This window comes from Furfurilactobacillus curtus (assembly GCF_045862785.1).
GTDB classification, from domain to species: Bacteria; Bacillota; Bacilli; order Lactobacillales; family Lactobacillaceae; genus Furfurilactobacillus; species Furfurilactobacillus curtus.
Genome location: NZ_BQXO01000006.1, coordinates 19,088 through 31,163 on the forward strand (window position 1 = coordinate 19,088; position 12,076 = coordinate 31,163).

At 43.7% G+C, this 12,076-nt stretch carries 13 protein-coding genes; 11 read left to right on the forward strand and 2 right to left on the reverse strand.

What is annotated here, in order from left to right; genetic code table 11:
* Window positions 1-110: 110 nt before the first annotated feature.
* Window positions 111-938 carry an AzlC family ABC transporter permease gene (locus ACKTR2_RS08835; protein ID WP_407884583.1) on the forward strand — a complete coding sequence of 276 codons (828 nt, stop codon included), beginning with the start codon at window positions 111-113 and terminating at the stop codon, window positions 936-938.
* Window positions 931-1,245 carry an AzlD domain-containing protein gene (locus ACKTR2_RS08840; RefSeq protein ID WP_407884585.1) on the forward strand — a complete coding sequence of 105 codons (315 nt, stop codon included), beginning with the start codon at window positions 931-933 and terminating at the stop codon, window positions 1,243-1,245. The genes ACKTR2_RS08835 and ACKTR2_RS08840 overlap by 8 nt, the downstream gene beginning before the upstream one ends.
* A gap of 69 nt (window positions 1,246-1,314) precedes the next feature.
* Here the strand turns inward: ACKTR2_RS08840 and ACKTR2_RS08845 are convergent, their stop codons facing one another.
* Window positions 1,315-2,514 (reverse strand): class I SAM-dependent methyltransferase, encoded by a 1,200-nt coding sequence (locus tag ACKTR2_RS08845; protein WP_407884587.1) that lies wholly within the window; start codon window positions 2,512-2,514, stop codon window positions 1,315-1,317.
* A 494-nt stretch (window positions 2,515-3,008) separates the two neighbouring features.
* Here ACKTR2_RS08845 and ACKTR2_RS08850 point away from each other — a divergent pair, with 494 nt between their 5' ends.
* The 3 genes from ACKTR2_RS08850 to ACKTR2_RS08860 all read left to right on the forward strand — a co-directional run bounded on the left by ACKTR2_RS08850 (window position 3,009) and on the right by ACKTR2_RS08860 (window position 6,166).
* Window positions 3,009-4,163, forward strand: coding sequence for an ROK family protein (locus ACKTR2_RS08850; RefSeq protein WP_407884589.1), 1,155 nt, complete (start codon window positions 3,009-3,011; stop codon window positions 4,161-4,163).
* 156 nt (window positions 4,164-4,319) lie between these two features.
* On the forward strand, window positions 4,320-5,387 hold the full coding sequence (locus ACKTR2_RS08855; protein ID WP_407884591.1) for an AI-2E family transporter: 1,068 nt from the start codon (window positions 4,320-4,322) through the stop codon (window positions 5,385-5,387).
* A 92-nt stretch (window positions 5,388-5,479) separates the two neighbouring features.
* Complete coding sequence (locus tag ACKTR2_RS08860; RefSeq protein WP_407884593.1) at window positions 5,480-6,166, forward strand: 2,3-diphosphoglycerate-dependent phosphoglycerate mutase; 687 nt, start codon at window positions 5,480-5,482, stop codon at window positions 6,164-6,166.
* Window positions 6,167-6,580: 414 nt separating this feature from the next.
* On the opposite strand, the gene ACKTR2_RS08865 is transcribed toward ACKTR2_RS08860, so the two are convergent.
* Entirely contained in the window at window positions 6,581-6,955 is a 375-nt protein-coding gene (locus ACKTR2_RS08865) for a winged helix-turn-helix transcriptional regulator (protein ID WP_407884595.1), read from the reverse strand.
* 141 nt (window positions 6,956-7,096) lie between these two features.
* Here ACKTR2_RS08865 and ACKTR2_RS08870 point away from each other — a divergent pair, with 141 nt between their 5' ends.
* From ACKTR2_RS08870 to ACKTR2_RS08895, 6 genes are all read left to right on the forward strand, one after another.
* Window positions 7,097-8,278 carry an NADH-dependent flavin oxidoreductase gene (locus ACKTR2_RS08870; RefSeq protein ID WP_407884597.1) on the forward strand — a complete coding sequence of 394 codons (1,182 nt, stop codon included), beginning with the start codon at window positions 7,097-7,099 and terminating at the stop codon, window positions 8,276-8,278.
* A 398-nt stretch (window positions 8,279-8,676) separates the two neighbouring features.
* A complete protein-coding gene (locus ACKTR2_RS08875) occupies window positions 8,677-9,321 on the forward strand; it encodes an NAD(P)H-binding protein (RefSeq protein WP_407884599.1) in 645 nt (214 codons plus the stop codon).
* A 14-nt stretch (window positions 9,322-9,335) separates the two neighbouring features.
* Entirely contained in the window at window positions 9,336-10,046 is a 711-nt protein-coding gene (locus ACKTR2_RS08880; RefSeq protein ID WP_407884601.1) for an SIR2 family NAD-dependent protein deacylase, read from the forward strand.
* Window positions 10,047-10,056: 10 nt separating this feature from the next.
* Window positions 10,057-10,425: a MerR family transcriptional regulator gene (locus tag ACKTR2_RS08885; protein ID WP_407884602.1), complete on the forward strand. Its 369-nt coding sequence runs from the start codon at window positions 10,057-10,059 to the stop codon at window positions 10,423-10,425.
* 311 nt (window positions 10,426-10,736) lie between these two features.
* Window positions 10,737-11,621: an NAD(P)H-binding protein gene (locus ACKTR2_RS08890; protein ID WP_407884604.1), complete on the forward strand. Its 885-nt coding sequence runs from the start codon at window positions 10,737-10,739 to the stop codon at window positions 11,619-11,621.
* A complete protein-coding gene (locus ACKTR2_RS08895) occupies window positions 11,622-12,074 on the forward strand; it encodes a hypothetical protein (RefSeq protein ID WP_407884606.1) in 453 nt (150 codons plus the stop codon).
* Window positions 12,075-12,076: the final 2 nt, after the last annotated feature.

Below are 12,076 nucleotides of genomic sequence, written 5' to 3' on the forward strand. Positions count from 1 at the left end.
TATATTCGCATTGTTTCAAGATTTTGATCGCACCTTAAGTAGGTTTAACAAGACCAGCTCATTGCGAGCGGTTCGAGACACAAACGTGTTTCACAGATGGAGGATGCATTTTGAAAAAGGAACAGGCAAACTGGCTGGCTGTCCTAAAAGTTGCGATGCCGCTATGTTTAAGCTATATTCCCATCGGGCTAGCGTGTGGCGTCTTATTACATGCTGGCGGGTTGAATACCTGGTTGATCGGCTTAGTCTCCCTGATTGTTTATTCAGGTGGGGCTCAATTTTTGATTGCCACGATGTTAACGATCCATGCCCCAATTTCTCAAATCGTGATTATGCTCTCTTTCCTTGAACTCCGTTACGCGCTATTGGGGTCAAGTTTGTCACATTATCTCAAAAAATCATCGCACCGGTTTATCCTCGGTTTTGCGTTTTCTTTAAATGATGAAAACTACGCCGTGAACTATTTGAAGTTTGCTACAGATAAGTTCTGGACGCCGGGGAACGCACTGTTGGTGGAGCACTATGCGTTGTACACATGGGCGCTATCTAACGTGATCGGAAGTCTGATTGGTTCCTCACTGACGATTAACTTAGTGATCGTTGATTTTGCGCTGACAGCGTTGTTCTTATTCATGGTTACAATGCAGGTCAAGCGACGGTTGACGCTGCTCACAGCGATCTTATCTGGGCTGTTGTCGGCCTTCTTCTGTGTGACGATGCAGAGTACCCTAGGGATCGTTATTGCGACCTTGTTAGCTTCCACAGCTGGGTTTCTTGCGGATCGTGTCATTCGCTCGATGGCGCCGGACAGTTCATTACTTTATAAAGTGCGCGGCCCTTCAGGAACCCGAGAAACGATTAATGACCAAGAGTTGACTGAAGAACGTTTGTTAACGGAACAACACAAGCAAGCAAAGGATGCAAACGACCATGAATGATTTAGTGTTGGTACTCTGCGCGGGCGTTGCCGCTTTTATTCCTCGATACTTCCCAATGCTATTTTTCTCCAAACGGAAAATTCCTGCGTGGTTTAACGAATGGATGGGATTTGTCCCGGTTTCCTTATTTACTGCTTTGATTGTTAAACAAATTTTTGTGACCTCGACATATGCTTTTTCAATGGGAAACATTGCGGCCATGATTTCAGCAGTAATCGTGATCTTGATCGCGTACTTCACGCGATCAATGACCTTATCCGTTGTGTTAGGGCTACTTATTATGTGGGCCTTGACCCTATTCTTATAAGATGAAGACAAAAGAAAAGACAGGATTTCCGATTAATTTTCGGTCATCCTGTCTTTTGTGTTGCTCTGGTTATTCGTTTGCTGTTGCAGATGGTTGGTCGTACATATAATCACGGGTCATTGGCAATACGTGGCCAGAGGCGCCTTTAGTCAACAAGAACTGGATTACATCGATATTACCGGATTGAAATGAAGCAGCTGAGGCTTGTAAATACAAGTCCCACATGCGCGCGAACCGTTCATCAAAATGCGCGACGATTTCATCGCGATGCGCATTGAAATTTTGATCCCACATTTCGGTTGTTCGTTGATAATGACGCCGTAAAGGTTCCATATCATCCAGTTGTAGACCTGCGTCGATCATATGCTCAATATTTTCAGTTAAGCCAGGTACGTAGCCACCTGGGAAGATATATTTGTCCATCCAGGCATTTGTCGCACCGCCTTGTTGACGGGTGATGCCATGAATGAGCGCCACGCCATTTTGCGTCAGGTATTTAGCGACACACTGGAAATATTCACCGAGGTTTTCTTTACCAACGTGTTCAAACATCCCAACAGAAGTGATGTAGTCCCATGTTTCGTTGCCAAGTTCACGATAGTCTTCTAAACGAACTTCAGCAACGTCTTGCAGATTGTCATCAATGATGCGTTGCTTCACTAAGTCGTATTGTTCTTGACTTAGGGTTATGCCCGTTACCTTTAAGCCATATTCTTTAGCAGCGGTGAGCATTAATGTGCCCCAACCACACCCAATATCTAGCAGACGTTTGCCAGGTTGTGGGTCGAGCTTTTGAATAATGTGCCGAACCTTATTCATTTGCGCTTGTTCTAAAGTGTCATCGTCGTGTTCGAAGTAGGCACAAGAATAAGTCAGCGTTGGATCGAGCCACAGTTCATAGAAGTCGTTGCCCACATCGTAGTGACTTTGGATATCTTGCTTAGAGTGGGATTCATTGTGCGATTGTTTGGGCATAAACTTCTTAAACTTACTATTGTTGAAGAAGCTGTCCGCACTCTCGTAAGCAGATTCAATTAATTTTTGAATACTGCCGTTGATTTCAATACGACCGTCCATCACCGCTTCCCCTAACGCTAATGATGCGTTGCGGGTTAGTGAACGCACTGGAACAACCTCGTTAAAGGTGACGGTAACTTCCGGTGTGCCATCACCGCCATAGACGTCTGAAGTGCCATCCCAGTAATTCACGCGGACGGGGATGTTAAAAGAGTGACTTAAAAAAGTTTTGTAAAATGTCTTGTCCAGCATATTCCTGTCCCTTCCCATAAAAAAGTTACTAAATTAGTATAACGCTGATGACAAATTCACCCAAGGAACCAACACTCGATTTTGTGACAATCCTTACAAGTAATTTGAAAATATTGCTAAATAATAGTCGTCCTCGGACCAATTGAGTGCTAAATGTTTGTTTATTCAACGAACAAACTGCGGTCTAAAAATCGCCGGTCTTGAAAAAAGTAACCAAGGCTTGTGCTAGCGGTGAGACAACCGGCTGTCTTTGCTTTTAAGAAGCGAACATTTATGCTGAAAAATTTTCTTCGTTGACGTAGAATGCAGCTTATCTGTGGGTATTTGACAAGTCATTTACTTGAAAGAAGAACAATACGATGATGAACCGTGTACAACGTTTATAAATCGTTTTATTATACAACCAATCTATTTATCTGCTTAAACCCGTGAAGGGGGGCAAATCAACGACTGGCAGGTGCGGGGAAACTTGGATAAGGCCGTTGTAAACAATCATGATTATCAATAAGCGAATCATGCGGAGTAGTAACGAAAAACAAGTCCTTCAACAAATTATTAACGAAGGACCTATTTCACGAAGTCAGATTTCCCGAAACTTAGCGCTGAATAAAGTTACCGTCTCTGATATTTATAACCAATTATTGCATCGAGGTATTATTCGTGAAATCGGCCTTGGGGCAAGCACCAAAAGTGGTGGTCGCCGTCCGCTGATGGGCATATTAAACACTGATCGTGATTTTGTCGTGGTGATTTCATTGCAGAAACGCCAGCTTGAATTATTGGTCGGCAGACTTGATGCTAGCGAAATCAGTCGTCAACAGATTCCCGTAGCTGGGATCAATTTAACCGCGGTCATGGACCTGTTAACTGCCAAATTAACCGCACTAGTGACTTCATCAGCAAAAGTATTAGTAGGGATGATCTTTGCCGTTGATGGAACGGTCGCAAGCAACCGAATTATCACCACCGAGTTAAGTGGATTAGAACATTTTGATTTAGCTAAGTACTTTCGCGATCAGTTTCAGGTCCCCGTAATTATTGAGAATAAAGCCAACCTAGCCGCGATTTTTGAACGGGATTTTGTTTCGCGACCTGATGAAGCTAATGTGTTGACACTCTGGCTGGATCATCAAGTGCAGGTGGGAATCGTTGCAGACGGCCGTTTGTATCGGGGCCATGAGGGAAGGGCAGGAGAAATTGGCAGTGCATATTTAAATGAAGCGTTAGCAGTGAGTGTTGACGAGCGTGTGAGTCAACAAGCGCTGATAGATCAATTGCAACCATTGCTCGACTCAGGAACGCTTAGTGAAGCATCACTGAAGCAAGCGATTAAAGCGCATGATGAGGCTGTTATGGCATGTTTGACAACGTGGAGTAAAGACGTCGCGGTAGTTATCCAACGACTGACGATTAATTTTGCCCCCGATGTGATTGTTTTAAATGCAGAAATTTTAGACTGGGATCCCAGTCTGTTAGCCATGATCCAGCATGAATTAAAATGGTTAAAGCCGGTTATCACAATCCCCGTTATTTTGACGCAGGATCATATTGAAACCATGTTACTAGGCGGACTAGCTGCGATCATTCATCATGCCTTAGGGTTGGATGAATTGACATTGAGATTTAAACAGCCAAGAAATGAGCCATAAAGATGAACTAAGGTTTGTAAATTGGAGCATAGGGATGCCCCAGCCTGCTTCACGCAGAATACTGATTAAAACTTTCCAAAGTCAGATACTAGCGGTGGTCGAACTTTCCTGGCTGCGGTACAGTTAAGCTAGCATAGTTAACGGGGGAAAGTTATTGTGAGTTATTATCAGCGCCTGATCCAAAATGTAGCCTTGCGCCGGTGGACCGTGTTGGGGCTAATTATTTTAGTCTTATGGCTCATGCGGTCAATGATTAGTATCGTATTGTTGACGTTTGTCTTCACATTTTTAGTGACACGACTGGTTCAGTTCATTCAACGATTCATTCACATTCCTGGGCCAATTATTGTGATCGCAATTTATTTATTGGTTATTTTAGGACTATATACAGGCGTAACGAGTTATTTGCCAAAGCTTGTTAATGAGACTGTTAAAATGGCTGATACTGTGTATGCGTTTTATCGTAATCCTTCTCATGATACGAATTATGTGGTCAATTTTATTACGCAATATGCCAAACGTTTTGACTTCATGAATCAGTTAAAGAATTGGGCGACGATTATTTTAAACTATGTGGGATACATTGGCGGAATGGCGCTGACGTTATTTTTCTCATTAATCTTGAGTTTCTTTTTTACTGTCGAAAGCAAACGAGTGAAAGAATTTTCCCACTTATTCTTAGATTCAACGTATGGGTGGTTTTTCCAAGACATCGCTTACCTGGCTAAGAAATTTGTTAATACGTTTGGGGTGGTTATCGAAGCACAATTCTTTATCGCATTGTGCAACACGGTGATTACCACGATTGCACTGGCGTTCCTAGCCATGCCACAATTGCCGACGCTAGCTTTAATGATTTTTATTCTCAGTTTGATTCCAGTTGCTGGAGTGATCGTATCAGTGGTGCCACTAGCGCTGATCGGTTACTCGGTGGGTGGTTTAGACACAGTTGTTTATATCCTCGTGCTGATTTTAATTGTGCATACCCTTGAAGCTTACGTATTGAATCCACAATTTTACGCGAGTCGCACGGAATTGCCGATCTTTTATACATTTGTGATTCTATTGATTGGTGAACGGCTCTTTGGCGTCTGGGGACTTATTTTCGGGGTACCGCTCTTTACCTTTTTCCTGGATCTGTTAGGAGTAAAGTCGATAGGGCATCAACGTCCGTCGATCAAACAGTTACGAGCGCGACGAAACGCAAAACGACAGGGAAACTAGAATGCTGAAAAATGATGGCCGCGCTGTAAATTATGGCTTATTTCGGGTATAATCAACGCGTAATTACTTATACGAGAAAGAGGTAAATTTACATGGCTAAATTAGTATTAATTCGTCACGGTCAGTCACAGTGGAACTTATCCAACCAATTCACCGGCTGGGTTGATGTTGACTTGAGTGACCAAGGTGTTGCGGAAGCTAAAGCAGCTGGTCAAAAGGTTAAAGAAGCTGGTTTGGAATTCGATTATGCATACACGTCTGTTTTGACGCGTGCCATCAAGACGCTGCACTACGTCTTAGAAGGTTCCGACCAATTGTGGATTCCTGAGACGAAGACGTGGCGCTTAAACGAACGTCATTACGGCGCTTTACAAGGCCAAAACAAAGCTGAAGCCGCCGAAAAATGGGGCGATGAACAAGTTCATATTTGGCGTCGTTCGTACGACGTGTTGCCACCATTGTTGAGTGCTGACGACGAAGGGTCCGCCGCTAAGGACCGTCGTTACGCCAACCTTGATCCAAAGATCATTCCTGGTGGGGAAAACTTGAAGGTTACCTTGGAAAGAGTTATGCCACTATGGGAAGATGAGATCGCCCCAAAGCTGCTTGATGGCAAGAACGTCATCATTGCTGCTCACGGTAACTCACTTCGCGCATTGTCCAAGTACATTGAAGGCATCAGCGATGAAGACATTGTGAATCTGGAAATGGCGACTGGCCAGCCGGTGGTTTATGACTTTGACAAAAAGTTGAACGTATTAAGTAAGGAAAAGTACTAGAATTTAAAGTGTAAAAAAAAGCCGCTAATCCGTTGGGATTGGCGGCTTTTTGAGTGGAATGGGCGCTAAATGGACGCTACCTAGGTTGAGATACCGTTACATAATTCGGGCAAAGTAGGGTAAAAAATTACCGTTGCGCTAAATTCAAAGCGAATGGAGACCGTTGGAACGTCACTTGCCACCGGTTAAGAGCCAAATTGGGCGAAGTCTCGAGGTCCTGCGGCTTCAGAAGTGAGGTCTTTGGTGCCCAAGTCAACTAATTTGACATTGCATTTGCGCTATGACCAAGTCACCTCGACGATCATCTTCTAAATTTTTTGTCGTCCATTCATAGTTATTCTGCGTTAATGTCATCGCGTACATGATGTATATGCCACGGCTAACAACATACTCCCCCCAAAAAACCAATGTCACTCAGTAATTCAAGTAGCCACTATAATCAGGATTCTTAAGCTCAATTAATTCGCCATTGGCCCGCTTTTGCGCAATCGTTGTTTCACCCCATTCGGACATTGCCACCAAGACATGTCCAAGGCTCTTGCCCTGTTCGGTGAGTGAGTATTCCACTTTTGGTGGCACTTGCGCATAGACTTTGCGTGAGATAATGCCATCCGCTTCTAATTCCCGTAATTGTTGCGTCAACATTTTTTGGGTAATTCCTTCAACTTTCCGATGTAATTGACCGGGACGCTGAGGCCCATTGCCTAAGTGACAAAGCAGTAAAGGTTTCCACTTGCCGCCGATCACTGCCAGCGTGGCTTCGATTCCCAGTTGATAAATTTTTGCCATAATGCCCACTCCTGTCCAATGCTTACTTTTTGGTGCCTATGCAACAAGAAAGTGGGTACTAGTTAAATTAAGCGAACCCGCTATACTAAGAACTACTCACGTACACTAACAAAAAATAAGTACGGTGGCAAGGAGAAAAGCATGACAAACGAATTTCTTAATGAGTATACTTTTAAATCTGGTTTGACAGTCAAGAATCGGATCATCATGAGTCCCATGACAACGATGACCAGTTTTTATAATGGGATGGTCACATCCGACGAGATCGCCTATTACCAAAAACGTGCAGGTGGCCCTGGAATGATTATTACGGGTGTCGCTAATGTTTCAGAGAGTGGTAAGGGGTTTGAGGGTGAGCTTTCTGTTGCCAGTGACGATATGATTCCAGGTCTCGCTCAAATCGCCGCCGCAATTCATCACAATGGGACTAAGGCAATTCTGCAGATTTTTCATGCGGGACGCAAAAGCACTAGTAAGATTCTTCGTGGTGCACAGCCAGTGAGTGCGAGTCCACTGGCTGCAACTTATCCACCAGATTCTGAAACCCCACGGGAACTGACAAGTGACGAGATTGAGACAATTATTGACGACTTCGGACAAGCAACACGGCGGGCAGTAACTGCCGGTTTTGATGGTGTTGAACTTCACGGAGCTAATACCTATCTGTTACAACAGTTCTTCTCACCCAACTCAAATCAGCGCAGTGATCAATGGGGTGGTGATCGCACACAACGATTAGCTTTCCCGCTGGCCGTAATCGCGAAGGCTCGAGCAGCGGCTAGCAAAGCCACTCGTCCATTCCTTGTGGGTTATCGGTTGTCACCAGAGGAGATCGAGACACCAGGCATTCGGATTGATGATTCACTTTTCTTTGCGGAACAGATTCGTGACAAGGTTGACTACCTGCACATTTCGATGGGGAGTTACAAACGGAGCTCACTGAATGACAAGTCTGATACAGAGCCTTTATTGGCTAAGTTCGCAGCCATTGTTAGTGGACACACGCCGCTGATTGGTGTCGGTTCTGTGGAGACACCCAAAGACGCTGATAATGTCCTTGCTCTCGGTGCAGACTTCGCTGCCATTGGGCGTGAGCTCATTCGCGAGCCTCAATGGGTTCAAAAGGTTGAAAATAATGACGGTGGAAGTATTCGCACCGAACTTAGTCCCTATGATATGACAGAACTTGCGATTCCAGCTGTCATGCAGGTTTACTTGAGTGAATCCTTTAAACCAGTCATGCACTTCACAACTGACACGGATCAAGCGCAAGACTACCAAAATCAGCTTGCACCAATGGAAGGTTTCGAAAAGAAGCTGTAGTTCAAATCTGAGTCGCTCTTTCTTAATTGTCCAACGTTGCCAAGAGTGATTCAAAATTTATAAATAGGTGCCGTGAGTCAAGTAATAGTTATTTGGTTCACGGCTTTTTGTATGGAATGGGTGCTACTTTGGTTGAGATATCGTTATATAATTTAGGCCAATGAGGCCAATATTGATGCTCGATAGGGCCTATAAACAGAGTATTCAAAGCTTTGGCTATGACCTGTCATGACGCAAACCATTCTCAGTTATTGTATCTATCCATCGAAAGTGAAAAAGTAAACGACGACAGTGATTTAAAAGTTATGGAGGCGGAGAGAATACTTGCTTGACTTGGAGTACACTCCAAGTGCTAAGTTCAATATATAATTTTAAATGAACTGCTGGAGGTTTTATAAATGGCAAATGTATTGATCTTAGGCGCAAATGGCAGTATTGCAAAAGTGGTGGAGCAGCAGTTGTTAGCAGATTCAAGTGACAAATTGACACTATTCATGCGCACACCTAGTAAGTTAGGGCGACCACTTGTTGATGGTCGTGAGCGTGTCATCCAGGGGGACGTAACAGACTACGAGGCCTTGTTGCCAGCAATGGTCAATCAAGATATTGTCTATGCGAATTTATTAGGAACGGACAGTAAATTACAGGCGGAGACGGTCATCAAAGCGATGCAGGCTAGTGGTCTCAATCGATTGATTTGGATCTCTGTGCTAGGCATTTATGATGAAGTGCCTGGCAAATTTGGCACGTGGAATAAAGCTGAAATTGAAGATGATTACATTAAGCCTTACGCCGCGGCAGCAAGCGTTATTGAAGGTTCTTCTATCCAGTACACGTTAGTTCGTCCGGCGTGGTTAACTGACGAAGATGAAGTAAACTATGAGATCACTCAGAAGGGTGAGACTTTTAAGGGAACCGAAGTCTCTAGACAGAGTGTCGCAGACTTTGTCGTCAGGGTGATTGGTAACCCGATATTAGAAGTCAATCATTCTGTCGGTCTGGATAAACCGGGTACGGATGGCGACAAACCGGCTTGGTTTTAAGTGAGGACAGCCACATGAATCAAAAACTTTCAGAGCAAGTGGCACAGTTGGCTGATAGCTTAACCAAGGCTAAGTTTGCGACGATTTTAACTGGAGCCGGTATCTCCGTTTCCAGCGGGATTCCGGACATGGAAATGATGGACGATGTGTTTGGCTTGTTTGCAGAATCAACCTTGGAATCCCGTCCGGAAGTATTCTATCAAGCTTTTCACCGCAACTTTATTGATCCTATTTTTGCTCATGGGCCTAATATCACGCATAGAACAATTGCCGAACTCGAAAGAAATTTATTCATTCATGGTGTGGTGACCACCAATGTTGATTATTTACATGAATTGGCTGGAAGTCATAATGTTGCCGCAATTTGGAGTTCGCTCAACGTCAATCATTGTTTAAATTGTGGCCGGATTTATGAAATAAGTGTTCTTAAAAATGTGGTACCACACTGTCCAGTGTGCGGTGGGCTCATTTCACCAGACCCAGTATATCGTCACATTGCCACGTTGCCGGATCAGGTTAGACAGGCGGATGAGTGGATGGATAGCAGTGATTTGACGATTGTCGTTGGGTCAAATGGATATTATAGTCATACTTCAACGCGCCAAATCATTAATATTAATCCTAAGGCCAATGCGTTTGATCACGAGGCAAAATTGGTCATCCGAGCTTCGGCTGAGGACACTTTTACCGAGTTAGCTCATCAATTAGAATTGAAGGTTGAATGAATTGAAAACGATGAAAGAAATCACTGAAGCGCTGGGATTGTCTGCGGACACGATTCGGTATTATGAGCGGATTGGCGTTTTACCATCGATACCTAGAAATCACGCAGGTAACCGGGTTTTTGATCAGACTACCGTGGATTGGTTGATTTTTATTCAAAATCTTAAAACGGCTGGACTCTCTTTAAGTGGCATTATTCAATATGTCACTTTAGCCCAAAAAGGCGACGGGACCATTCAAGAGCGCAAACAAATTCTGCTGGAACAACGACAGCAGACTGAGGCTCGAATAATGCGACTCCAGCAGACACTTCAGGCCATTAACCAAAAAATTGAGCATTACGATCAAGTGATAACGCCAGTTGAAGCGAAGAATAAGTGAATTTTCAAAACTTAAAGAGCACGCGACGACAACTTGCTTTTTAAATTAGCGCCCAGACCAATATGGTTGTGGGCTTTTTTGATGTCTGAACGTGATTAACCAGCAGATTGAAGACGATTAAATGCAACTTGCAGAAATTGTTGATCAGATCTATTTGACTTTTTATAGCACATGTACTATATTTTGTCTCTGCGTTATTAAAACGGTAAAGTATAGCTATTTTTTAAGAATAGTACATGTCAATGAAGAGGCTAATGATGATGAAAAAAGTTCTTGTTTTAGGCGCAACTGGCAGCACAGGGTAGCCAATCGTGAATGAACTGCTCGCTAATCAATATGAAGTCCGGGTGTTTGGTCGAAACAAAGCAAAGCTGCAAGCATTGTGGCCGGAGGTAGAAACGGCAATTGGTGATGTCTTTAATCAAGCCGATTTAATTCAAGCCATGCAGGGAATTGATACCGTCTTTCAGTGTGCCGCGATTCCTTACAGCCAAACTATTGCGAAACAAATGTCGCTGGGTCAAACGGTGATGGATGCCGCATTAAAGACACACACAAATGTTATTTTTATCGATGGCATTTATGTTTATGGTGATGCCAATGGCTGGGTCAATGAGGAAACAATTCATCAACCGATAAGTCACAAAGGGTCGGTTAAAGAACAGTTGACCAAACTGATTTTCAGTGAGCGTTATCAAGGAATCGATAAAATGATGTTGAGGTTGCCGGATTATTATGGACCATCTATGCGTGCAGGAAGCTATCTGGGCCCATTGCTCATTGCGATGGCTCAAAATCAGATTGGGTGGTATGTTGGGTCTAAGCGAAAAGTACGAGAATATATCTATTTGCCTGATGCCGCCCAAATGGCCGTTGAACTCGCTAAGGTTAAGGCTAACTATAATCAGAGCTGGAATTTGCCCGGCCAATTGATTCGCGGGCGAGACTTTATTCGAATAGCTCGTAAAGTTTCAGGGGTGCGCCGGCCAATGTTAACCTTTACCAAACCATTGATCCGCATGGTTGGTCGATCAAATCCAGATGTGAAAGAAATTGTGGAAATGTATTACTTAACGCAACGGCCAATTTATTTAAATGGTGATAAAGTTAAACGAGCATTGGGATCAGTTCCTAAAACATCATTTGAAACGGGTCTTAAAGTGACGTTAACGGCATTAAAAAGTGAGGAAAGTTAAATGGCACAAACCGCCGCGCAAAAACGAGCCCAACAAAAATACAACGAAAAAAACAAAGAAAAGCGAAAAGTGGCCTCGTACCGGAATTCTGCTCGCACGTTTATCAGAAGTTATGCAACGGATGAAGATTTAGCAGAATTTGCGGATTTGATCAAAGAACGAGCGCGGATTAATAAACTGTTGCGTCGTCTAGATGGGGTGCGCAGCTATATGAATCGGCCAGAATTTTTGGAAAAACAACAGCTCAGTATTGAAATTTGGCGCCGCCCGAAAGACTTGCTGGCCGATCGTGAAGCAAATGGTGATCCGAACGTGGACTGGCAAAAATGGTTTACAGCTAAAATTGCGCCCCGTTTTTCTAAAGAAGAACCCGTTGTCGAAATGGTCCATAACGGGCGCCACCATTTTTACAATGGCAACCGCGCTTATGATGTTTTAGATTGGTTAGATTAAAT

Excerpts from the sequence above, each read along its gene's own strand:
- ACKTR2_RS08840 (WP_407884585.1), top strand. The coding sequence starts at position 931 with ATGAATGATTTAGTGTTGGTACTCTGCGCGGGCGTTGCCGCTTTTATT.
- ACKTR2_RS08845 (WP_407884587.1), bottom strand. The coding sequence starts at position 2,514 with ATGCTGGACAAGACATTTTACAAAACTTTTTTAAGTCACTCTTTTAAC.
- ACKTR2_RS08850 (WP_407884589.1), top strand. The coding sequence starts at position 3,009 with ATGATTATCAATAAGCGAATCATGCGGAGTAGTAACGAAAAACAAGTC.
- ACKTR2_RS08860 (WP_407884593.1), top strand. The coding sequence starts at position 5,480 with ATGGCTAAATTAGTATTAATTCGTCACGGTCAGTCACAGTGGAACTTA.
- ACKTR2_RS08865 (WP_407884595.1), bottom strand. The coding sequence starts at position 6,955 with ATGGCAAAAATTTATCAACTGGGAATCGAAGCCACGCTGGCAGTGATC.
- ACKTR2_RS08870 (WP_407884597.1), top strand. The coding sequence starts at position 7,097 with ATGACAAACGAATTTCTTAATGAGTATACTTTTAAATCTGGTTTGACA.
- ACKTR2_RS08875 (WP_407884599.1), top strand. The coding sequence starts at position 8,677 with ATGGCAAATGTATTGATCTTAGGCGCAAATGGCAGTATTGCAAAAGTG.
- ACKTR2_RS08880 (WP_407884601.1), top strand. The coding sequence starts at position 9,336 with ATGAATCAAAAACTTTCAGAGCAAGTGGCACAGTTGGCTGATAGCTTA.
- ACKTR2_RS08885 (WP_407884602.1), top strand. The coding sequence starts at position 10,057 with ATGAAAGAAATCACTGAAGCGCTGGGATTGTCTGCGGACACGATTCGG.
- ACKTR2_RS08895 (WP_407884606.1), top strand. The coding sequence starts at position 11,622 with ATGGCACAAACCGCCGCGCAAAAACGAGCCCAACAAAAATACAACGAA.